General features: G+C 56.8%; 15 protein-coding genes. 7 read left to right on the top strand and 8 right to left on the bottom strand.

The annotated features are described in order from the left end of the window. Nucleotides 1-132: 132 nt before the first annotated feature. Nucleotides 133-1029, top strand: coding sequence for a recombination-associated protein RdgC (locus M2Q46_RS04965; RefSeq protein ID WP_009461768.1), 897 nt, complete (start codon nucleotides 133-135; stop codon nucleotides 1027-1029). 36 nt (nucleotides 1030-1065) lie between these two features. Here the strand turns inward: M2Q46_RS04965 and M2Q46_RS04970 are convergent, their stop codons facing one another. After that, nucleotides 1066-2118 (bottom strand): AraC family transcriptional regulator, encoded by a 1053-nt coding sequence (locus tag M2Q46_RS04970; RefSeq protein WP_080748095.1) that lies wholly within the window; start codon nucleotides 2116-2118, stop codon nucleotides 1066-1068. Nucleotides 2119-2232: 114 nt separating this feature from the next. Between M2Q46_RS04970 and M2Q46_RS04975 the strand changes: the two genes are divergently transcribed. From M2Q46_RS04975 to M2Q46_RS04995, 5 genes are all read left to right on the top strand, one after another. After that, nucleotides 2233-3840 carry a long-chain-fatty-acid--CoA ligase gene (locus M2Q46_RS04975; protein WP_302356862.1) on the top strand — a complete coding sequence of 536 codons (1608 nt, stop codon included), beginning with the start codon at nucleotides 2233-2235 and terminating at the stop codon, nucleotides 3838-3840. A gap of 44 nt (nucleotides 3841-3884) precedes the next feature. Continuing rightward, nucleotides 3885-4679, top strand: a complete 795-nt coding sequence (locus M2Q46_RS04980; RefSeq protein ID WP_009461766.1) for a crotonase/enoyl-CoA hydratase family protein — start codon at nucleotides 3885-3887, stop codon at nucleotides 4677-4679. A gap of 51 nt (nucleotides 4680-4730) precedes the next feature. Then, nucleotides 4731-5048: a DUF485 domain-containing protein gene (locus M2Q46_RS04985; protein ID WP_026483405.1), complete on the top strand. Its 318-nt coding sequence runs from the start codon at nucleotides 4731-4733 to the stop codon at nucleotides 5046-5048. Further along, complete coding sequence (actP, locus tag M2Q46_RS04990) at nucleotides 5045-6613, top strand: cation/acetate symporter ActP (RefSeq protein WP_009461764.1); 1569 nt, start codon at nucleotides 5045-5047, stop codon at nucleotides 6611-6613. The genes M2Q46_RS04985 and actP overlap by 4 nt, the downstream gene beginning before the upstream one ends. A 79-nt stretch (nucleotides 6614-6692) precedes the next feature. Next, entirely contained in the window at nucleotides 6693-8213 is a 1521-nt protein-coding gene (locus M2Q46_RS04995) for a CoA-acylating methylmalonate-semialdehyde dehydrogenase (RefSeq protein WP_060185191.1), read from the top strand. A gap of 182 nt (nucleotides 8214-8395) precedes the next feature. Here M2Q46_RS04995 and M2Q46_RS05000 read toward each other — a convergent pair whose 3' ends face one another. The 5 genes from M2Q46_RS05000 to M2Q46_RS05020 all read right to left on the bottom strand — a co-directional run bounded on the left by M2Q46_RS05000 (nucleotide 8396) and on the right by M2Q46_RS05020 (nucleotide 19139). Continuing rightward, a complete protein-coding gene (locus tag M2Q46_RS05000; protein WP_026483408.1) occupies nucleotides 8396-9691 on the bottom strand; it encodes an aspartate carbamoyltransferase in 1296 nt (431 codons plus the stop codon). A 161-nt stretch (nucleotides 9692-9852) separates the two neighbouring features. After that, nucleotides 9853-10308, bottom strand: coding sequence for a hypothetical protein (locus tag M2Q46_RS05005; protein WP_181900162.1), 456 nt, complete (start codon nucleotides 10306-10308; stop codon nucleotides 9853-9855). A gap of 113 nt (nucleotides 10309-10421) precedes the next feature. Continuing rightward, nucleotides 10422-11009, bottom strand: a complete 588-nt coding sequence (locus M2Q46_RS05010; protein ID WP_009461761.1) for a hypothetical protein — start codon at nucleotides 11007-11009, stop codon at nucleotides 10422-10424. Nucleotides 11010-11083: 74 nt separating this feature from the next. Next, nucleotides 11084-13246, bottom strand: coding sequence for a penicillin-binding protein 1C (pbpC, locus tag M2Q46_RS05015; RefSeq protein WP_302356863.1), 2163 nt, complete (start codon nucleotides 13244-13246; stop codon nucleotides 11084-11086). Then, nucleotides 13230-19139, bottom strand: a complete 5910-nt coding sequence (locus M2Q46_RS05020; protein WP_302356864.1) for an alpha-2-macroglobulin — start codon at nucleotides 19137-19139, stop codon at nucleotides 13230-13232. Before M2Q46_RS05020 ends, pbpC begins: the two co-directional genes overlap by 17 nt. A 343-nt stretch (nucleotides 19140-19482) precedes the next feature. Between M2Q46_RS05020 and M2Q46_RS05025 the strand changes: the two genes are divergently transcribed. After that, the gene (locus tag M2Q46_RS05025; RefSeq protein ID WP_009461759.1) at nucleotides 19483-20019 is read left to right on the top strand and encodes a hypothetical protein; all 537 of its coding nucleotides are present in this window, start codon (nucleotides 19483-19485) and stop codon (nucleotides 20017-20019) included. Between the two features lie 14 nt (nucleotides 20020-20033). Here the strand turns inward: M2Q46_RS05025 and M2Q46_RS05030 are convergent, their stop codons facing one another. Continuing rightward, the gene (locus M2Q46_RS05030) at nucleotides 20034-21182 is read right to left on the bottom strand and encodes a nitronate monooxygenase family protein (protein ID WP_021446508.1); all 1149 of its coding nucleotides are present in this window, start codon (nucleotides 21180-21182) and stop codon (nucleotides 20034-20036) included. Nucleotides 21183-21304: 122 nt separating this feature from the next. After that, nucleotides 21305-22726, bottom strand: a complete 1422-nt coding sequence (gene hemN / locus M2Q46_RS05035; protein ID WP_021446507.1) for an oxygen-independent coproporphyrinogen III oxidase — start codon at nucleotides 22724-22726, stop codon at nucleotides 21305-21307. Between the last annotated feature and the right edge of the window lie 167 nt (nucleotides 22727-22893).

Consider the following 22893-nt stretch of genomic DNA (forward strand, 5'->3'; position numbering starts at 1 on the left):
TCCCGCGCTCTGTCAAGCAAATGCAAGGGTCCGTAAATGGCGGGGCGACACAGGAAGATCTGCGCGTACAATCGAACATTGCCTCGGGCTTTACGCCCGCCCTTTTTCTTCTGTTTATTTATCTTCGTATCCATGTGGTTTAAGAATCTACGCATCTATCGCCTCTCCCCCGACTGGGTATGTTCCGCCGAAGAGCTGGAAGAAGCTCTTTCCAAACACAGCTTCACCCCTGGTTCCAGCCAGGAACCGCTAAGCCTGGGCTGGGTCAGCCCACGCGAGAACAGTGCTCTGGTGCACGAAGTTAACGGTCAGTACCTGATCGCTCTGCGCGCCGAAAAGAAGCTGCTACCCACCACAGTGATCAACCAAGTCGCTCGTGAAAAGGCTCGTGATATCGAAGAGCAGCAAGGCTACAAACCTGGCCGCAAGCAAATGAAGGAAATCAAGGAACAAGTCATTGTGGACTTGATGCCTCGTGCCTTCGCCGTCTCGCGCGACACCCGCGTCTGGCTGGATACCCGCAACCACTGGCTGGCTATTGATGCCGCGGCTACCGCCAAGAGCGACGAAGTTCTGGGCCTGCTGGCCAAGAGCGTGGAACCTTTCCCCGTGCAGCCTCTGTATACCGAGCAATCACCCGGTGCCGCCATGACCTCCTGGCTGGTGGACGAAGAGCAACTGGCCAACTTTACTGTGGACCAGGACACGGAACTGCGCTCCACCGGCGATAGCGGTGCTGCCGTACGCTACGTGAAGCAAAGCGCCGACATTGACGAAGTGCGCAAGCACGTTGAAGCCGGCAAGCAATGCACCCGTTTGGCCATGACCTGGGCAGATCGCATCAGCTTTGTGCTGACCGATGCGCTGGACGTCAAACGCGTGGCCCCGCTGGACATCCTGACTGAAAAACAAGATGTGACGGCCGTCAACGATGACGAAATCTTTGACGCTGACATGACCTTGATGACCTCCGAGCTGGCCAAGATGATCAGCGATCTGGTCGAAGTCCTGGGCGGCGAACGCAAGTAAGCCCGGACCACACAGCCTGCTTGGCTGAACCGCCCTTCAGGCCAGTTCCTGCTGGGCGGCGCGATACACACCGGGCGTCATGCCCGTCCAATGGCGGAAAGCCCGGTGAAATGTCGCTGGCGAACTGAACTTCAAGGCGTAAGCAATTTCAGCCAGCGACATATCTTTGCGCAGCAATTTGAAAATCGCCAAATCTCGGCGCAGCTCATCCTTGATCCCCTGAAACGACAGGCCTTCTTCTTGCAGCCTGCGTATCAGCGTGCGCGCCGACATATGCAATTTGCCGGACACATCCTGCAAGGTGTAGCCCAGATCGGTATGCAAGATTTCCCGTACTTTCAGGCGCAAGGCATGCTCGTGATAGGAGGTAAAAATCCAGTCACGCGGCGCACGCTCCAGAAAGGCTCTGGCCTCAACCTGAGTGCGTTGTGGCCGTACCTGCCCCAACTCCACGCCGAACAAGATATGCGAGCACGGCGCATCAAAACTGACTGAAGCGGGAAACAGCACCGAATAGTCCGCCGCAAAAGCCGGTCTGGGAAATGCAAAGGCCACTTGCTGCACCGGCACCTCGCGCCCCATCAGCCAGGACACAATTCCGTGCGTCAGCTTCAGCATCAGTGCATGGCCGAAACGATGCACATAGGCGGTGGGATAGCGCGGCACCAGCTCAATGCCCAACTCTTTATCCGTGCGTATCAGATTCAGGCTGAAATCATCCAGCAGCAGATTCCAGAACTGGGTGAAACGGTACAAGGCCACATTGATGGATGGCGCATCCCGCACGGTGCGCACAATGTATTTCAAGGCCCCGGCCCGAATGGGCCGAGTCCAGAAACCCATCATCTCATCGCCCGTTTTCCTGGCGCTTTCCTGATACAGGCGCACCAGTTGATCTCGCGTCAAACGAGCGCCGGGCCGATCAATAAAGTCTTTCACGATGCCCGACTGCTTCAGGCAGTGATCCAGCACCTCTTCGGAGTAGCTGGTGCGCAGGCTGTGAAACCAGTCCTGAACCAGATCCAGCGCCACGGTGGCGGTATGGGCTGCATCAACGGGCACCGGGAGCGTGCCGGGCAAAGCATTCATTTCCTATGACCTCTCAAAGATTGTCACTTTTTGCATATTCGACGTCAGTATTCGCTATTGGGTAAGGTGCTAAACCATCCTATGCTGACACACATAATACAAGGAGACATCACCATGTTAGGCACTGGAAATATGATGCATATGCCCTTGCTCATCAGTTCAATTCTCACCCACGCCGTAGAGATTAACCCTGAGCAGGAGATTGTTACCGCTTTGGATAACGGCGAGCTTCATCGCTACAGCTATCTTGAATTTGCCCACCGGGTTCAGGATCTGGCCTTGGGACTGCGCCGAGAAGGCCTGCAGCCCGGCGAACGCGTGGCAACTTTGGCATGGAACACCTACCGCCATCTGGAAATTTACTACGCCACCTCGGGCATCGGTCTGATCTGTCACACCGTGAACCCGCGTCTGACGCGCGAGCAAATTGCCTTCATCATCAATGATGCTCAAGACACGGTGATGTTCTACGACGAACATTTTGAAGAAATGGTCAGCTATCTGCGCGGCCAATGCCCCACCGTCAAGCAGTGGGTACGCATGGGCAGCCAGGCTCAGGGCCCCTTGGCCGATGAATACGAAAGCTGGCTGGGCAATGACAGCACGGGCTTTGAGTGGCCTGTGTTTGATGAAAATACCGCCAGCGGCCTGTGCTACACCTCCGGCACCACGGGCGATCCCAAAGGTGCCCTGTACACCCATCGCTCCACCCTCTTGCATGCCTACGCCTCGGCCCACCCGAACGCACTGTGCATTGCCAGCGCTGACGCCGTCATGCCTTTGGTCCCCATGTTTCACGTCAATGCCTGGGGCCTGCCTTACTCCGGCCTGATGTCCGGAGCCAAAATTGTTCTGCCCGGTGCAAATTTGCAGGGAGAGCGCATTTACTCCCTATGCGAACGCGCTGGCGTCACCTTGTCCGCCGGTGTACCCACCATCTGGAAAACCGTGCTGGACTATGCCAAAGCCAATGGCAAGCAGTTCACCACCCTGAGCCGCATCCTGATCGGCGGTTCCGCTTGCCCACCCAATATGATTGCCGCCTGGGCGGGCTACGGCATTACCGTGCGCCACGCCTGGGGCATGACTGAAACCTCGCCGCTGGGCACGGTGTGCCAATTGCTGCCCAAACACAGCGATCTGCCCGAAGCCCAGAAGCAGCACGTGCTGGCCTCGCAAGGCCGTGCCCTGTTCGGCGCACGCCTGAAAACTGTTGACGACGAAGGCAACACCTTGCCACGCGACGGCAAGAGCAGCGGCCACCTGCTGATCCAGGGCAACTGGATCATGGACCGCTATTACGGCAAACCCGATCTGGCCAGTGAAAACGGCTGGTTCCGCACAGGCGACGTGGGCTCCATCGACGCCGATGGCTACGTCTACATTACTGACCGCAGCAAGGATGTGATCAAGTCCGGTGGCGAATGGATCTCCTCGATCGAGATCGAGAACATCGCCATGGAAGAGCCTTTGGTTGAGCTGGCTGCCTGCATCGCCCAGGCCGACGACAAATGGGGCGAACGCCCCGTGCTGTTCGTAGTGCCACGCGAAGGCGCTGAGCTGGATGAGGCCCACATGCTGGAGCGCTATCAGGATCGCGTCACCCGCTGGTCCGTACCCGACAAAGTAATTTTCATCGACCAGATGCCGATGACGGCAACTGGAAAGATTCAAAAAATGGCACTGCGCAAAATGCTGGCGGATCAAACCGACCCCAGCTGATTTGCACCACTGCCCTCGCATTTACGTAACACAAGGAGTTTTTTATGGCCGCCCCTTTCCTGCTCACCACCGAGTTGGACAACATCGGAATTGTCACGCTGAACAAGGCGCACAAGCGCAACGCCCTGGATGAAGATGCCATTGCTGAAATTGATGCGTACTTCTCCAATATTCCCGAGCACATCCGGGTCATTCTGATGAAGGCAGAAGGCGACCATTTCTGCGCGGGCCTGGATCTGAAAGAACACCATGACAAGGAACGCGGCGCCGTGGATTTTCTGCGCGTCTGCCAAAGCTGGCACCGTGCTTTTGACAAGATCGAACACGGCGGCATCCCCGTCATTGCCTGCCTGCAAGGCGCGGTCGTGGGTGGGGGCCTGGAACTGGCCAGCGCAGCGCACATTCGCGTGGCCGACAGCAGCACCTTCTTTGCCCTGCCTGAAGGCACACGCGGCATCTTCACCGGCGGTGGCGCAACCGTTCGCACCGCAAAAATCATTTCTCCCAACCGCATGATCGAACTGATGCTGACAGGCCGCGTGCTCGATGCCGTGGAAGGAGAGCGACTGGGGCTGGCGCACTACGTGTGCAACAACGAAGCCAACCCCAAAACAGCCTATGAGCTGAGCCTGGAACTGGCCCAGCGCATTGCAGGCAATGCCATCTTGTCGAACTACGCCATTGTCAGCTCGATCAGCCGCATTGCCGATATGTCTGCCACCGATGGCCTCTTTGCCGAGGGCTTGATGGCAGCCGTAGTTCAAACCGGGCGGGACGTGCAGGAACGCTTGGGGGAGTTTGTTAATAAGAAAGCTCATAAAGTGAAGCCGACCAAATAATATCGGCCAGGCGGACATGGGCAGTAATCACAACAATACGGAGACAAAACCATGCTGTCGCATCAAGAGTTAAGCCGGCAACTAGCCGGGCTACAGGAATATGAGCAACTCAAGTCGCAGCGTCGGCGTCTGGCATTTGCCTGCGCCGGCATCTGCCTGGGGCTGACCGGCCTGTTTATCGTGACGGCCATTTTTTGGCCCGGCGTTCTAACCCATGACCTGGGCAGTGGAGGAGCTGTCAACAGTGGCATGGTGTACGGGGTAGGACTGATTTTTGTGTCCTGGTTATTAACAGGCGTGTATATCCACGTCGCCAACACGCGCTTTGATCCGCTTTGCGAACGTGTACTGGCAAAGGTGCGCCCATGAATACACAAGCGATTCTGATTTTTGCCGCCTTTGTGGTCGTGACCCTGGGCATTACCTACTGGGCCTCGTCACGCACTCGGTCCAGCTCGGACTTTTACACCGCCGGGGGCGGTATTACCGGCACGCAAAACGGCCTGGCCATTGTAGGTGACTACATGTCCGCCGCCACCTTGCTGGGTATTTCGTCCCTGGCCTTTACCAACGGCTTTGACTCACTGTTGTATGCGGTCTGCGCCTTCATGGGCTGGCCGGTCATCATGTTTCTGATTGCCGAGCGCTTGCGCAATCTGGGTCGCTACACCCTGAGCGACATCGTCTCGTACCGCCTGGATGAACGCAGCACTCGCATCTTTACCGCGATCAGCTCGCTGACCGTGGTGCTGTTCTACCTGATCGTGCAAATGGTCGGCGCAGGACAACTGGTGCAACTGCTGTTTGGCATCGACTACACCTATGCCGTGGTGGCCGTGGGCTTGCTCATGATGGTGTACGTCGTGGTGGGTGGCATGGTGGCAACCACCTGGGTACAAATCATCAAGGCTATCTTGATGATGGGTAATGGCTTCTTGATGGCTGGCCTGGCCCTGTACTACTTCAACTTCGACTTTTCCGCCCTGGTCAGTGCGGCGGCCGAACATCACCAGGCTGGCGCGGCCATGAAGGGTCCCTGGAAGCTGATGGCTGATCCATTCTCGGGCCTGTCTCTGGCAGTGTCGCTGGTGTTTGGTATTGCCGGTCTGCCTCACATCATGATGCGTTTCTTCACGGTGCCTGATGCACGCGCGGCCCGTAAGTCGGTCTTCGTGGCAACGGGTTTGATGGGCGTCTTCTTTGTGGTGATCTGCTTCCTGGGTCTGGCTGCCATGGCCATCCTGCCCAACTACCCCGAGTTCTATGTGGACGGCAAGGTAGGCGGCATGGTGCTGGGCGGCTCGAACATGCCCATCATGCACCTGGCAACGGCTTTGGGTGGCAACCTGCTGTTTGGTTTGCTGGCCGCCGTATCCTTTGCCACGATTCTGGCCGTGGTCAGTGGTTTGACCCTGGCCGGTGCCTCGGCAGTTGCACATGATCTGTACGCCAAAGTCATCCGCCGCGACGATGTCACACCCTCGCAAGCCATGCGCGTCAACCGTCTGGCTTCGATCGGCATTGGCATTGTCGCCATTTTCCTGGGCCTGCTGTTCCGTGACCAGAACGTGGCGTTCCTGGTTGCCCTGGCCTTCAGTATTGCCGCCTCGGCCAACTTCCCGGTCTTGCTGATGTCCATGTACTGGCGCGGCATGACCACTCGTGGTGCCATTTATGGCGGTTTGAGCGGCCTGCTTGTGGCCCTGGGCCTGGTGATTCTGTCGCCAGCCGTCTGGGTCCGCATTCTGGGCTTTTCCGAAGCCGTATTCCCTTACGACTTCCCCACCCTGATTTCCATGCCTTTGGCATTCTTCATGATTTACTTTGTATCGAAACTGGACAGCAGCCGCCGCGCCAGCGAAGACCGGGATGGCTTTGACGCCCAACAAGTCCGCGCTGAAACTGCAGTCGGTATTGCCGCTGTCTCTCACTAGATACTTGGTACTCTGGCGGTAGCCCAGCCCGACCGGGTTACCGCCCCTTGTTTTAATTCATCCCAGCAGGAGCATCACCATGACAGAGTTAAACACCCCCGAAATTGCTCACTACATCGGAGGTGGCCAGCAGGCTGGCGCCGGTACACGTACTCAACCGGTGTACAACCCGGCCACCGGCCAGGTCAGCGCCAAAGTCAAACTGGGTAGCCAGCAAGATATTGACGCCGCTGTGGCCAGCGCCCAGGCCGCTTTCCCCGCCTGGGCCGACACCCCACCGCTACGCCGCGCCCGTGTGCTGTTCAACTTTTTGTCCTTGCTCAACGAGAACAAGGAAAAGCTGGCAGCCATGATTACGGCCGAGCATGGCAAGGTTCTGTCCGATGCAATGGGCGAAGTCACCCGCGGTATTGAAATTGTGGAATTTGCTTGCGGCATTCCTCAACTGCTCAAAGGCGATTTCACCGAACAGGTCAGCACCAATATCGACAACTGGACCATGCGCCAGCCCTTGGGTGTGGTGGCCGGTATCACCCCGTTCAACTTTCCTGTCATGGTGCCCATGTGGATGTTCCCCGTTGCCATCGCCGCGGGTAACACCTTTGTGCTGAAACCCAGCCCTATCGACCCCAGCCCCAGCCTGTTCATTGCCGAACTGCTGAAAAAAGCCGGTCTGCCCGATGGCGTGTTCAACGTGGTGCAAGGTGATAAAGACGCGGTTGAGGCGCTGGTCAATCACCAGGACGTGCAAGCCGTCTCCTTCGTGGGCTCCACCCCGATTGCCAACCGCATTTATGAAATGGGCGCCATCGGCGGCAAACGCGTGCAAGCCCTGGGCGGTGCCAAGAACCATCTGGTCGTCATGCCGGATGCCGACATCGACCTGACCGTGGACGCCCTGATCGGTGCCGCCTACGGCTCGGCTGGCGAGCGTTGCATGGCCATTTCGGTAGCCGTGCTGGTGGGTGACTCTGCCGAGCGCATCCTGCCCAAGCTGGAAGAACGCACTCGCAGCCTGAAAATTCTGAATGGCACCAATGCCGCCGCCGAAATGGGCCCCATCGTGACACAGCAAGCGCGCGAGCGCATCAGCAGCTGCATCGACAAAGGTGTACAGGAAGGCGCCAAACTGTTGGTCGACGGTCGCGAATTTGACGGCGCCAAAGCCGGTGAAGGTTGCGAGAACGGCTTCTGGATGGGTGGCACCCTGTTCGATCACGTCACCCCCGACATGAGCGTGTATCAGGAAGAAATTTTCGGCCCTGTGCTGTGCTGCGTACGCGTACCGGATCTGGCCAGCGCCATTGAACTGATCAACAAGCACCAGTTCGGCAACGGCGTAGCTTGCTTTACCAGCGACGGTAACGTGGCCCGTGAATTTGGCCGCCGCATCCACGTGGGTATGGTTGGCATCAACGTGCCAATTCCAGTGCCAATGGCCTGGCACGGTTTTGGTGGCTGGAAGAAGAGCCTGTTTGGCGATATGCACGCTTACGGTGAAGAAGGCGTTCGCTTTTACACCCGCCAGAAATCCATCATGCAGCGCTGGCCTGAAAGCATCTCCAAGGGTGCGGAATTCGCCATGCCTACGTCCAAGTAAAAGTAGATTTGCCGGGCTGAATCGTCACTTTCAAAAAACGGCTCAGCTTGGTATATCGTTATAAGTCTGCTCACCCAGCAGGCTTATAAAACACGTTTCAAGAACAAAAAAACCGGGGCTCTAATTCAGAGCCCCGGTTTTTTTTAATGCTTGCGTGTACTTAGCGCTGACACCTGCTCAACTTAGTACATGCCGTGGAAAACCGCATCATCAGGACCGATGTGCGAAGGAGGATTCCAGGTCACATCGCGCATGGAATGCTGCACCAGCGTTTCCACACCCAGCAGCACAGCAAAAATCGCCATACGCACGGGAATACCATTGTCAGCCTGACGGAAGATGGCCAGTCGAGGGTCGTGGTTCAGATCCACGCTCAAATCGTGGGCACCTTCACGGCTATCGCGTGGCAGTGGATGCATCACGATTACATCGGGGCCGCAGCAGCGGTCGATAATGGCTTTATTGACCTGGAAGTCCGCCGTGAAGCTGCCGTCCTGCCCTTCTTCGAAACGCTCTTTCTGCACACGCGTGGCGTAAATCACGTCCACACCGGGCAAACCTTTTTCCAGGGAAGTCGTTTGCTCAATGACGTGCTTACCTTGCTTGGCCACCTGCTCCACAATGTGCTCGGGCATTTCCAGGCCGGGGGGCGAAATCAGGGTGAATTTCAGGCCACGGTACATGCCCAGCAACTTGATCAGGGAGTGCACGGTACGGCCATACTTCAAGTCACCCACCAGAGCGATATGTGCACCATCCAGCAATTTGCCCAGACGGGAAAATTCAGTGCTGATGGTGTACAAATCCAGCAGCGCCTGGCTGGGGTGTTCACCCGCACCATCACCACCGTTCACCACAGGAATGTTGGTGGCACGCGCAAATTCCGCGACCGAACCTTGCTCAGGGTGACGAATCACCATGGCATCCACATAGCCGCTCATGACGCGGCTGGTGTCGTAAATGGATTCGCCTTTGGCCATGGAGGAAAAGGTAAAGCCAGTGGTATCGCACACCGAACCACCCAGGCGGCAGAAGGCCGAGCCGAAGCTGACGCGAGTACGGGTGGAGGCTTCGAAAAACAGGTTACCCAGCACCGCCCCTTCCAGCACGCGCGACACTTTTTGACGGCGAGCGATGGGCTGCATGATATCGGCCAGACTGCACAGTTCTTCCACGGTTTCGCGGGTGAACTGGTCTACGGACAAGAGCTGATGCTTGCCGCCGGTAGCGATACGGTCACGCAAAGGACCGGACTGTGCGCTTTGCGCATACTTGCTCAGCAAGGCTTCATTTTCCACGATTTCCGTGACAAAACGCTGCACCACTTCGGGCATGGCCCGCGACTCCAAAGAGCCTTCAGGCAGCAGCCAGGTATCCAGTGCACGACGCTTCACCCCAATACGTGCCGCAAAAACGTCACGAGTCAGGTTCAGGCGACGCATTGCATCACGCAAAAAAACTTGTTGGGAGACGGCCATATCAGCTCTCGCTTATGAAATATACGCAATGCGCACATTTTAAGACTGCGGCTGATAAAAAAGCGAGCAAGAATTGAGACTATTGCAGAAAATACAACGACACTCTACGCAGCAGGCTGGAATCGCTGCTGTCTGAACGTAGCGTTCAAGTAGAAGGCAAGCTAAGGATGCTGCCGATAAGGCGTGGTGTAGGGCTGGGCTTCGTCATTATTGGGAACGACAAAACCGTCATAGTCTTGCTGGCCGGAGGTAAGCCACTCGCTATGCTGGTAGGCAAAATCGGCCAGGCCCAAGGTACCCCATACGCCAATTACAAAAAGAGCCAGACTCAAGGCCAGAAAGAAGGCCGAACAGAAACCGGGTATCCAGGCCCAGCGTCGCCCTACTTTAGAGCTGTGCCACGCCAAGGTCCAGTGACTCCAGCACAAGGCCAGAAACGCCGAAACCAGCCCCATCAGAAAAACGAACAAGGGCAGGCGCAAAAAAGCGGGGACGAAAACGGATCCAATTGCTCCGGTGCCCATCAACATGACGAACAGCAGCGCGGCCCCATGCAGGCCGACCAGAACCCGAAAAGAAAGAATATAAAAAGCGAGACTGCCTGGCGGGGTCACCATACCGACTTTCCTGTTAGTAACAAGAGCGGCGGGTTCGCACCCACCGCGTTTTTCAAAAAGCCGGGCATGGGTGAACCCAGGACCAGGACAGCATTCAGACGAACAAGCAGTGCTTACTTCTTACCGTTGGTCTGGGTAGCCTGTGGACCGGCAATCGCGCGGGCAGCAGCCAAAGCGTTAGCTTCCGTACCGACCATGAAAATCAGACGGCCATCTTTAACGGGCGAACCGTAAGCAGGGGCAGCCAGCATGGTGTCACCCACGACCAAAGCCAGACGCTTTTTGGGGAACTGAGTGGTAACTTGCAGCAGACGCTGAGCAGCCTCTGGAGTCAGATCCAAAGCCAGCAAACCTTCTTTGCTGTCGTTGGTGCCGGCTTGCACGCCAACCAGATCCTCACGCACCACCACGGCACGCGGATTCACAAACAAGACACCATTAGGTTGCACGTCGACACGTGCCCAACCCGCTTGTTCCTGAGTATCAGCCAGGAAGATCTGTACAGGCGCAGCTTGCTGCTCGGCACCAGCTTGAGCCTGAGGCTGCTGAGCACCCGTCGCAGGCGTGGAGGGAGTGGTTTGCGTTGCGGCGCTGGAGGTGCCAGCTTTGTCGCTCGGCTTTTCTTGAACGGTTTGACAAGCGGCCAATGCGACCAGGCCAACAGGAGCCAAAATTCGAGCGAGTGTGCGTAAAGTCATCATAGTGAAGTTCCCCCCTCTCTTTACGAAGAATCAATAAGGATAGCAGTGTATCAGTCATGTAAAAGCGCAAGCGGTTAATCTTTGTTAAAGCTTGTCATTTGCGCACCCCTAATTTGTACGCTGACTTGATCCATTAGGCGACCTTGTTCGGTTTTCAATTCAATGCGCAGCGTTCCGGGTACCAATGGAATTCGCAGCTGCGCCCCCTTCCCTGCTTCTACTCCCTGCACCCACCATACCAAGGGCTCGGTAATCTGCCCTTGGGCCAACAAACGCAATTGCTGGTTTTGCGGTGGAATATCCGGGTCCAACGCAAAAATGGTGCCATTGACCGGCTCGCGGATACGGGCCGGGCCGGCATAGGCCAGATTCACATCACTTAATTCCACACGATCGGTCTGCGTGCCTTCAACAAAAAACTCTTCCCGGCCAGGCTCCATGGCGGGTACAAACTCAATCTGGCGCACCTGCACCTGGGCAGGCATGGCCGTTTGACGACCGGGGCGACGCTGGTTCAAGAGCGAAACCACCTCGTGCCAGATCGGGGCTGCCCCGCTGACACCTGATACATCTTGCATACTTTGGCCAGCACTATTTCCCACCCAAACGCCAACGGTATAGTGCTCTGTCCAACCCAGGGCCCAGTTGTCACGCATGTCTTTACTAGTCCCGGTTTTAACCGCACTCCAAAATGGTGTACTCAAGGCACTGTCCAATCCAAAGGTCAGCACCCGAGCCTGACGGTCCGACAACATATCACCCACAATCCAGCTGGCCCCCTCATCCATCACAGAATGAAAGGGAGCGGATTGCTGATCCATACGTGTTTGCACGGCTTGCGTCTGGCCCAAATTGGCCAGTGCACGGTAAGCATTGGTCAGTTCCAGCAAGGTGACATCGGCGCTGCCCAAAGCCAGGCTATAACCATAGAAATCGCCGTCCTGGCGCAGATTCAGGCCCAGTGCACGCAGGCGATCCACCAAGTTGGCAGGCCCCAGCATGGTCAGCACACGCACAGCAGGAATGTTCAAAGAAGAAGCCAGAGCATTGCGCGCACTGACCCAGCCCACAAACTGCTTATCGTAGTTTTGCGGGATATACAGGCCATTGCCGGTGGACAGATTCAGCGGCGAATCCTCCAGCAAGGATGCGGCGGTCAACAGGCGCTTTTCAATCGCCATCTCATACAAAAAGGGCTTGAGCGTGGAACCGGCTTGCCGCAAGGAACGGGCATGGTCTACCTCGGCCGCCTCGGACAGATCGCCACTGGAACCCACATAGGCGAGGACCTGTCCGCTATGGTTATCCAGCACCACCACCGCAGAATCCTGAACACGTGCGGTGCGCAGATCCAGCAAGTGGCGCCGCATACTGGCTTGCACTTGAGCTTGCAGGCGCGTATCCAAGGTCGTACGAATACTGTCACCGGCCTTGATTTCAGGATTCTGATCCAGAACCCAACGGGCAAAATGAGGGGCCAGTTGGGCTTGCCCCAAGGGGGCCTGTCCGGCCCGGCGCAAAGCCACCGGCACCAGATTACTTAATTCTCGACATAGTTCGGCGCGTCCCATCTCTTGCAGGGTCGTACACGCCCGGCGCTCGACCATCAAGGCCGAGGCATTGGGGCCGCGCAGCAAAACTGCGGCAATGGCAGATTCGCGTGCATCCAGCGCAGCGGCCTGCTTTTGAAACAAGGTACGCGCCATCGCGTCCACCCCAACCAGCTCACCCCGAAAAGCCACCTGATTCAGATACGCTTCCAGAATTTCCGGCTTGGTCCAGGTGTCTTCCAGCGACTGGGCGGCCACCACCTGATCCAACTTTTGCCAGACTGAGCGCCCACCTCGACCACCGATCAGATCCTGATCCATCAGGCCGGCCAGCTGCATGGTAATGGTGGAAGCACCGCGACTACGTCCGGCAAACAAGCCATCCCAGGCGGCGGAGCCGACTGATAACCAGTCCACCCCACCGTGGGATTCAAAACGGCGGTCTTCAGACACCAAGACCGCCATTTGCAAAGCCGGAGAAACTTGCTCCAGCGCGACCCAATCGCCGCGCCGTTGACGAAAGTCCAGACGGACTCGCTGGACAAGCTGGCCCTGACGATCCAGGACCTGCACATCGGACGATCGGTAAGCTTGCCGAACTTCCTTGTAGCTGGGCATGGCCTGCCCGGGACTGGCCCACAGGGCCAGTCCCAACACCAGCAGTCCTGCTTTAATTGGCTGGTGCATCCACAACTTCCAGAACTTGCTCGTTAGGCCAGACAGCAAACACGTCGGGCTCGTACAGGGCTTCAGCACGGCTGGCTGGCAGCACGAACTGACCCACTGTATTCAGACGCACCGTATAGCTGACTTCGGTCGTGCCTTCTTCAAAGCGCTCGTAGTAAGCACGGTAGCCATCAAAGCGGCGTTCGACAAAGCTGGGCCAATGACCGGACTGTTCTTCACCGGCCGTTGCCATGGCAGAGTCGCGACCCAGGCCGCTGCCCAGGATAGTGGCACCGGCAGGAATCGGATCCGACACCACCACCCAGCTTGCCTGACCTTGAGCCTTGACCTTGATCTTCACGCGCATGATGTCGCCACGACTCCATACACCGGGTTTGGCCTGCTCCACGGCTTCGATGTGACGCTCCATGCTCAAACCAGCCGCAATAGGCTTGGTCACGGGCACCGCAGCCAGGGAGCGAACTTCGATCCAGGCCTTACCCTCACCCATTTGCTCAACGCTCAGGTTATCGGCCTGATCGCCGCGCCACGGCACATCAATCTTGGAAGAGCGCACACCCTGACCGTCAGGCTTGAGCATGTCCCAATCCACCACCTGGGCACTTTCCGAGCCCAGAATCACCATGGACTGACCGCTAGGGTTCTGTTCGTGATGACGGCTGAACTGTTCAATAGCCAAACTACCCAAGAGGTTTTCAGTGGTCATGCGCCATGCACCACGTTGCTGCTCCGCCAACAGACCTTGGGCCAGACGAGGCATGTCCTCGGTCCAGTCCGACATTTCATTGGCCAGCAGCATCAGGCGAGCCTGGTTGGTCACGCGGCTGGTCATGGCCCATGGGCTGCCGTTAAGCGCGTCCTCACCAAAGACCAGACGGGTACCACGACTGACCAGACGTGCCTGAATCAGATTCATGGCTTCTTTACGTGTCTGCTCGGCTTTCTTGATGCCCGGCAAACGCTGAGTCAGATCCACCCAGGCCAGCAGGATTTCAGTAGGCCAGCTTTGCAGGTTCAGTTCCACCGAATCCAGCATGTTGACGCGAGCACGGCCGTACTTGGCCAGCACGGCCGTCGCACGAATCACTTCGAGATCCCGCTCTTGGCGAGAGACCGTTTGCATGCTCGGGATACGACCATTCACCACGTTTTCCAGCGCTTGCAGCATCTCGTTGCGGAAGCCGTCCGGGATGGGATAGTTCAAGCCCATGGATTCCGCAATGTAGCTGATATCCAGGATGTAGCTGGTCAACACGCGGCTACCCCACCCATAGCTACTGGGGAAGTAACGCAACAAACCATTCTCGTCCATATAAGACGGCATGCGCTGCATCAGGCCAGCCCACGCCTCTTCGGAACGCAGGCCCATGTAACGTGAGGCTTGCTGTTCAAAGCAACTGTAAGGATAGCGTTCAAACCAGGCACGCACTCCTTCCATACCGCCACCCAAGGAGGAACGGAACAACATTTGCAAACCACCTTGAACCACGCCTTGTTCGTTCTTCAAGGCACCGGCCGGTGCCTGCACCGACATGTTCAATGGCTCATCCATACCCACGGCAACCAGTGTTCCCTGCTGAACCGTAACCGGGGTCGCGGTAAAGACTTCCTGCTTGATTGCAAGGCTGTCTTTGGCAGCCTTGCCCGTGGCGCCGGACTGCTGAACTTCCTGTGCATCCATCGTCCACTCCATCTGGTGCGAATCGGCCGAACCACTGGACAGTGGAACCGACATGGGCCAGGAAACCACTTTAGCCGAGCCCGAAGCCAGCTCAACGGTTTGCTCTGGCAAGGCCGCCGAGGGCAAGCCTTTACCACGGTACTGCGCCTGCACCTTCACGGTCATGGCACGTGGGCTGCTGTTACGCAGCGTCACTTGGGCCTGGTAATCATCACCCTCACGAGCAATGGCTGGCAAACCGGAAATGATTTGCAGGTCTTGCGTTGTGACGATCTGAGCCGAACCACTACCAAAGCGGTCGCCCGCCAGATCGGCGACGGCCACAATCCGGTATTGGGTCAGGGAGTCTTTCAGCGGCACGGTCACCGTTGCGCGACCTTGTGCGTCCAGCTCCACATTGCCTTTCCACAGCAGCAAAGTATCCAGCAATTCACGAGTGGGGCTCTTGCCACCGCCACCACCCGCTGCGACAGCCTTGCGACCATAGTGACGACGACCCACGATTTCAGACTGCGCCGTGGCGGTCTGCACGTTGTAGCCGCGCAAGGCACGCATGGCGTTGAGCAGGTTCCAGCTATTGTTCGGGCTCAGTTCCAGCAAGGCCTGATCCACAGCCGCCAAGGCCACGGACGCACCGGCTGCCGGTGTGCCATCGGACTTGAGGACCTGAATATCAACCTTGGCCTGCTCACGAATCGCGTACTGGCTGCGATCCGTCGTTACCTTCACATCCAGCGCATCTTGCTGGCTGCTGACTTCAATGCTGGCCAGACCAAAACGATAGCTAGGCTTGGACAAGTCCACGGTAGTTGTCGGGGCAACAAATTCACCACCGCCTTCCGAGTAGGCTTTGTACCAAGTCAGAGGCTGACTCCAGCCCCAGCTAAAGAAAGAGTACCAAGGCACTTCACGCAGACGGCCACGCAGAACCAGCACGGACACGTAAACGTTCGGCCCCCATTCGGGCTTGATCTCCACGCTGACGTTAGGGCTGTCGCCTTCCAGCTGAACCACTTGAGCCTGCAAGACACCTTCACGCTCCACCGACACCAGGGCCGTGGCCTCGCGGAACGGCATGCGCACCTGGAACTCGGCTGTCTCGCCAGGAGCCCAAACTTTCTTCGCAGGAATCACGTCGATACGGTCATCGTTCTGACCACCGAACCACAGGTAACCGGAGCCACTGACCCAGACGGTGCTGGCAGCAACGGACTCGCGGCCTTCGCCATCACGTGCAATGGCACTCAGCTCGACCTGACCGCCCTTCTCCAGTTTCACATCACACTGCACCAGACCCTGATCGTCGCTGCGACCTTCGCAGATCGTGCCCAGGTCTTCGCGCTGCTCCTGATTGTCGTAGCTGTAGAAGCCACCCACCATACGCTTGCGGATCGAGAAACGCTGCACATTGGCCGCCTCAATACGCACAGGCACGTTTTTCAGTGGCTTGCCGTCCGGGCTCACCGCGATAGCCGAGAGCTTGGTGGACGAACCGGCTGCCAACCAGCTACCTGCACGCAGACCCACCACTACATCGGCCGGCCATACGGATACGGTTTGGGTCAAGGTTTGAATTTCACCGTTCGGATCGGCAAAAGTGGCTTCTACCAGAAATTCGGAAGGACGATCCACCGCAGGCAACTCATCCAGCGTGGCACGCAAACCACCCTGTGCATCCAGCTGAAAGCGCTTCTTGTTCAGGAAAACACGGGAGTCCGAGACATCAGACTGTTCAACCTTCTCGGGAGGGACAAAGCTGAAATCGTCATAGGCACTGAAGGACGTTCCTGCCGAGCGGACAACCGCCGACAACTGAACCGGCAAGTAATCAGCCGGGCCACCAGACAGATACTGCAACTGCAGGTCGGCCTGCAGTTCTTTGGGTTTGACCAGATAAGGACGATCCTGACCGTCACCCAGCTTGATACTGCCGCCCAACACAGGCAGCTTGAACTGCTCTACGCGGAACTCGCCAAAGTTGAAGTACTGATCCTCGCCTTCGGTTCGCAAGCGATACACACCCAGCTCGGCGTCCTTGGGGATTTTCCAGTCGGTCAGAGCAAATACGCTGCCTGCCGCTGTCTTTTGCCACTTCAAGGGCAGCTCAATTCGCTTGCCGCTGCCATCGTGCTCGACAATCATGGTGTCGGGATAGCGAGCTGGAGCCTTGAAACCGTCACGTACGCGTTCGCGTACATAGTGTTTCATATGGGCCACTTCACCCGCACGGAACAGATTGCGATCCATCACAGTGTGAGCAATGGCCTCATCGCGACCGCCCCAGTTGTAAGGCACATTGAAGCGCCAAGGCTCGATACCCGAATTCCACTCGCTCAAGGCAAAGCTGAAATCATCTTTACCACGAGCCATGGGGTTGTTCTTGTCGATTCGCGCCGTCACGAACAAACCGGACAAGCTGGTTTCCTGGCAGTAATCCGGGCTGGACACCGCCTGCGGGTGATGGAACATCCCATTCTCGTCTGTTTCACCTTGCAGCAGCTCTTCACCACGGCAGTTCATCACGCGAATTTTCGCGCCGGGCACGACTTTGGCATCATCCAGTGTCGTGACCCAGACCAGCAAATCGTCACCACCTTTCTTGATATGCACACCCAGGTTGGTCACCAGCACAGAGCTACGCACGTACATGGTACCGGCCGCCTCCAGCAAGGAAGCTCCCAGACGTGGAGAAGCGACTTCCAGAACATGGAAACCAGGCTCTTTCAGCGGCACGCCAATCAATTCAAAAGGACGCTCGCCTTTTTGATCCATGCCGGGCAAGTCCAGCTTCTTCAGATCCTTGCCTTGCAACAGGGGCTGGGCACGCAGATCCAGGTAGCCGTTCTCATTCAAAGGAGCGGTGACATGGAAGTCACTGCCCATCATGGTCTTCAGATAGTCGGGGGTGACCGACCAGGAATAGTTCAGCTGACGCAGACGGGAGAACCAGGTCAGAACTTCCTTGTCGTCCTTCACGGCAAGAGCCCCCACCTGACCGGCGGACACCAGCATTTGCTGAGTTGTCAGATTGGCTTCGACATTACGCAGGCTCAAGCCAATGGCTGGCGGATCGGAATCGTCCGATCCGTCACGATCCGCATGGCCGAAACGCTCCACAATCCCGAAAGGCTCCACCGCAAACTTCACCAGCGGCGGATAGGTCGTGGTGCTCATGCCGTTGCTCAGCACTTGCGGGTTCTTCAGGCGGCGACCTGCGTCGTCCGTCAGGCTGTCCGGAATCTTGACTGTCAGCTTGGCGTTTTCAGGGAAAGGACCCTCGAAACGCACGTACTGGCCAGGCCCACGATCTTGCCAGGCCTCGTCACTATCAGACTTGGGTTCCCAAACCTGCTTGCCGGCTTCCAAACGAATCTGGCTCAAGTACTCGTAAGCGACGGGCGCAGAGAACTGAACACCGAAGCTGCCAACCGGCGTGCAAGGCGCTTCTGCGCGCTCACGCATGCAAGTGAGCGAGGCGGTAAACTCGGGGCGCACGTTGTAATCGTAGGTATAGCGGTCCGTATTAGGGACGCCCTTGCGATTTTCAATCTGCGTCATGATGCCCGGCTCCAGCACCACCGACACGCTGGCATCCGCTGGCAGGGGACGCGCACACTGGACGGCCTGGTATCGGTCGTCTACCTCGTCCACATAGAACTCGGTGCGAACCATGGCGTCGCGCTCGGCACCCTCAATGGCTTTCAAGCCAATACGCTCGCCAATACCCTCTACCCGGCAATAGCCGTTCTTGACTAAAGAGGCGCTATCAACCGGCGCATTGAAGCTGAATAGAAAGACCTGGTCTTCATCAATAATGTTGTAATACGGGCGGTTGCTTTCCAGAATGGCGCCGCCTGAATTAAAACGATATTGAGCCGGTCCGCTAATCGCTTCATTATTGATGCTGCGAAAACTTTTGGACACGACGGCCGTACAACTCAAGCCTGGTCCTGGACGCTCGTCGAATTCATAAATCCAGCGGCGCGAATCAAGCCAACGGCCCTGACCGACTACCAAAGGATCATCACACTGCACCTGAACGGGTGCAGGCAATTGCGAATCCCCAAAATGAACTGCGGGTGTGGCAAAGGTGACTTTGACATCCCGCAAATCCGATGTCGCCCCTTGGGGCGAGAAACTGCTTATCGTAATGGCTTGGGCGCTACTGACACCCAGCAAGAACATCAAACCCAGCAAAGACTGGCGATGCATCGTTCTTCCCCTATGGAATGTGCTATTTTCGGCGCCAGTTTAATAGAAATCAGACCCTCTGAGCGTGTCTGAATAGCCCCGAAAGCGCATAAAGAATGCCACCAAGTGCAACAGAAAAAGACACCGGGCTTTAATTGTTCACGACACCCGTTTGTAGAAGCATTCATGGCATTTGAAAGAAAAAATTTCAAATGCGACCAATACCCTGCTTTTTTCCCCAAACTGGCGGCATCCACTACGATAAGAAACATAATTGCCCAGGCAGTCACTGGAAAAGCACGGTACTCGCCCCATATGCGTTAAGGCTTGCACGATCAATCCGCTTAGATTTCAGGACAGACACATGAGCACGATGACACTGCAGGAACTGGATAAAACCCGCGAGGAATGTCGCAAACTAATCAGTCGGCGCGCTCTGCTGTCAGCAGCGGCAGCCGTGGTGCCCATCCCTGGTGTGGATGTGGGTACGGATGTGGCGATTCTGATGAAAGTCATCCCCATCATCAATGCGCGCTTCGGCTTGACAGCCAACGATGTGGACGCCCTGAGCCCGGAGCTGAAAAAGCTGGTGGTCGTGGGGGGAACCAGTATGGGCCTGGGCATGGTGGGACGCGTGCTGACTACAGATCGCGTGGTCAATATTCTGGTGCGTCTGGGAGCAAAGAAACTGGCCGGGAAATACGGCGCCAAATATGTGCCTTTGATAGGCAGCGCCATTTCCGCTTCCATCAGCTTTGTAGTGCTGCGCAAAGTCGGCAACCAGCATATTGAAGAATGCTATGAAATTGCCCGTCGCCTGGCACTGGAGACACAAAGGAAGGAAGCCGTCCACACCATTGATGGCGGTGAGGAAGGCTTGATACGCGAAATCAAGGGCTAAGCCCTTGATCCCGTTTAGGCCGCAGGAACCACGCCCGGCGTTTTGCTGCGGCCATTCAACATATAGTCCATCAGCTCGCGCACCGATTTCATGGCTTTGCCAAAAGGCAAGGCTTCGGAACTACGGAAGAACAGACCGCGCTGTACATCACCTTTCAGGGCATAGGCCAGCTGACGGTCAATGCAAAACTGACCATGGCGTTGCACGCCATCGCGCAAGCCGCAATGCGCCAGGCAGTCAAAACCTTCCGTGCAAGCACGCTCGCGTGCCACCGATTGCAGCTTTTGCTCTTTATGCAGGTAAGCATCCAGCCAGGGCGTACGCACGGCACGGGCAGGCAGTCCGGCCACGCTCATAAAGGTCACGATGTCCTTGGGCTCGGCATCCAGCAACACGCGCTTGAAGTTCTCATGCGCATCACCTTCTTCAGTGACGGCAAAGGCAGTGCCCATTTGCACACCATCTGCACCCCAATCCATTAATTGACGCAGTTGTTCAGGACGGTGAATCCCGCCTGCAGCGATCAAGGGAATACGCTCGGCCTCCAGGCCCAACTCGCGAAACAAGGCACGGCAGCCTTCCAGAACGCGTTGGAAAGCATATTCAGGTTTGTTCAAGGATTGGTCGTCGGCGGCCCCCAGGTGGCCTGCGGCAAAACGGGGATTTTCCAGAACGACTGCATCCGGCAAACGCTTGCGGCGCAGCCATTTCTTCACCAGTAAAGTGACGCCGCGCACATCCGACAAGATTGGAATCAAGGCAACTTTCGGATGATCCTGAACCAGCTCAGGCAAATCCAGCGGCAGGCCAGCGCCCACCACCACGGCATCTGCCCCGCTTTCGCAAGATTGACGCACATACTCGGGATACTGCGAGACAGCCTTCATGATATTGACGGCGATGCCACCGTTGCCACCAGAACGCTCTCGGGCACGATTGATCTCGCGGTCCAGGGCCTGCAAATTGGCTGCATCGACCACGCCTTTTTCGACATCACCCTGGGTGCTGTCCATCAGGTCTTCGTGATGACGCCGTAAATCCACGCTGGAGATCGTCCCCAGCCCGCCCAATGCGGCCACAGTACCGGCCAGCCGGGACGCCGAAATACCGACTCCCATGCCGCCTTGAACAATAGGCAAAAGCAGTTTTCCCTTCAGGGACATGAGACGTAAATCCGTCTTTAGCACGATGTTGATACCTTAGGTTGATGCAAGAACCTGCCGGCCACGTCGGGACCAGAAACAGGGCAATAGAATCGTGGCCGTCTGCAAGGACGGCCACTGTGTTAAATCAGACGGGAATAGCGCGCACCGCTTTCCTGGCTCAAGTACTTGTCGAACACCATGCTGTAGGCGCGCACAAACAAACGACCTTTGGGCAGAACCTGGATGGATTGGGCATCGACTGTCAGCAAGCCAGCGTCGGCATAGCTGTTGAGCTCTTGCAGCTCGGCAGAGAAGTAGCTGGCAAAATCAATGCCGTAACGCGCTTCCAGACGCAAGATAGGCACTGGCATGCTGCACATCAAATGCATGATGACTTCCGCCCGCAGGCGATCATCCTGCTGCATCACAATACCCCGCTCGATAGGCAAACGCCCCCGGTCTATATCGGCGTAGTAATTGCGCAGGCTGCGGGCATTTTGCACATGCATGGTGCCCACCTGACCAATGGACGACACGCCAAAAGAGACCAGATCACAGGCTGCGCGGGTGGTGTAGCCCTGGAAGTTGCGGTGCAGACTGCCGTCCAGACGGGCCAGATTCAGCTCGTCGGTCGGCAAGGCAAAATGGTCCAGACCGATATAGACATAGCCTGCATCCAGCAGACGCTGCGAAGACATCAAGAACAGTTGCAGACGCTGATCGGCATCGGGCAGCTCTTCTTCATTGATTAAACGCTGAGCCTTGAAGCGTGTTGGCAAGTGCGCGTAGTTATACAGAGCGATGCGATCTGGTCGCAGTTGCACCAAGGAGTCAATGGTGATGGCAAAGCTTTCCAGGGTCTGCAAAGGCAGACCGTAGATCAGGTCCGTGTTAATGGACTGGAAACCGGCAGCCCGGCTTTCTTCAATGGCGCGTTTGACCATTTCGAAGGGCTGAATACGGTTGATCGCTTTTTGCACATTGGGGTCAAAATCCTGCACCCCGAAGCTGGTACGGTTAAAACCCAGAGCCGCCAAGTTCTGGAGCGTGCCTTCCGCCAAGGTACGCGGGTCGATCTCGATGCCCAGTTCGGCATCGTCCGTGAACGCGAACTGCTCCTTGAGCTTGGCCATCAAGCGGGCCAACTGTTCATTGTCCAGGAAAGTGGGCGAGCCGCCGCCCAAATGCAGTTGTTCGGTGCGCCGGTCTTCACCCATATATTGGGTGACCATATCAATTTCGCGCAGCAGGTAATCCAGGTACTGCTCGCTCTTGCTACGATCCTGAGTGATGATCTTGTTGCAGGCACAGAAGTAGCAAAGCGACTGACAAAACGGAATATGCAGGTAAACCGACAGAGGCGGATTACTGCTGCTCAAGGCGCGCCGCGATAATTCGTGAATATAAGGCTGAGCAGGAAAGTCCTGAAAAAAACGATCTGCAGTGGGATAGGAGGTATAGCGAGGCCCGGAACGATCAAAACGCCGGATCAGGGCTTCAGAGATTTCGATATCCGGCGCGGTGGGAGCGCTGGCATCCGATGCTTCCAGTGTTTGCGGCATAAAGGGTCCTCCTGCACGAGACCTGTTTCTTCTAGTCAAGCATTCATTGTGAGAGAAAACCTCAAGCATGCGCTTGACCTGCATCAAGGCCGCAATAACTAAAAAAACGCTTTTTTTATCGCTGTTGGGCTGAATTTAGCTTCATATATCGTATTATTAAGCGCTAG

Source organism: Alcaligenes sp. YSL9 (assembly GCF_030515105.1).
GTDB lineage: Bacteria > Pseudomonadota > Gammaproteobacteria > Burkholderiales > Burkholderiaceae_B > Alcaligenes > Alcaligenes phenolicus.

Coding starts and splice junctions, on each gene's coding strand:
- M2Q46_RS04965 (WP_009461768.1), top strand. CDS start 133: ATGTGGTTTAAGAATCTACGCATCTATCGCCTCTCCCCCGACTGGGTA.
- M2Q46_RS05025 (WP_009461759.1), top strand. CDS start 19,483: ATGAGCACGATGACACTGCAGGAACTGGATAAAACCCGCGAGGAATGT.
- M2Q46_RS05020 (WP_302356864.1), bottom strand. CDS start 19,139: ATGCATCGCCAGTCTTTGCTGGGTTTGATGTTCTTGCTGGGTGTCAGT.
- M2Q46_RS04970 (WP_080748095.1), bottom strand. CDS start 2,118: ATGAATGCTTTGCCCGGCACGCTCCCGGTGCCCGTTGATGCAGCCCAT.
- actP (WP_009461764.1), top strand. CDS start 5,045: ATGAATACACAAGCGATTCTGATTTTTGCCGCCTTTGTGGTCGTGACC.
- M2Q46_RS04985 (WP_026483405.1), top strand. CDS start 4,731: ATGCTGTCGCATCAAGAGTTAAGCCGGCAACTAGCCGGGCTACAGGAA.
- hemN (WP_021446507.1), bottom strand. CDS start 22,726: ATGCCGCAAACACTGGAAGCATCGGATGCCAGCGCTCCCACCGCGCCG.
- pbpC (WP_302356863.1), bottom strand. CDS start 13,246: ATGCACCAGCCAATTAAAGCAGGACTGCTGGTGTTGGGACTGGCCCTG.
- M2Q46_RS05030 (WP_021446508.1), bottom strand. CDS start 21,182: ATGTCCCTGAAGGGAAAACTGCTTTTGCCTATTGTTCAAGGCGGCATG.
- M2Q46_RS04975 (WP_302356862.1), top strand. CDS start 2,233: ATGTTAGGCACTGGAAATATGATGCATATGCCCTTGCTCATCAGTTCA.
- M2Q46_RS04980 (WP_009461766.1), top strand. CDS start 3,885: ATGGCCGCCCCTTTCCTGCTCACCACCGAGTTGGACAACATCGGAATT.
- M2Q46_RS05010 (WP_009461761.1), bottom strand. CDS start 11,009: ATGATGACTTTACGCACACTCGCTCGAATTTTGGCTCCTGTTGGCCTG.
- M2Q46_RS05000 (WP_026483408.1), bottom strand. CDS start 9,691: ATGGCCGTCTCCCAACAAGTTTTTTTGCGTGATGCAATGCGTCGCCTG.
- M2Q46_RS04995 (WP_060185191.1), top strand. CDS start 6,693: ATGACAGAGTTAAACACCCCCGAAATTGCTCACTACATCGGAGGTGGC.
- M2Q46_RS05005 (WP_181900162.1), bottom strand. CDS start 10,308: ATGGTGACCCCGCCAGGCAGTCTCGCTTTTTATATTCTTTCTTTTCGG.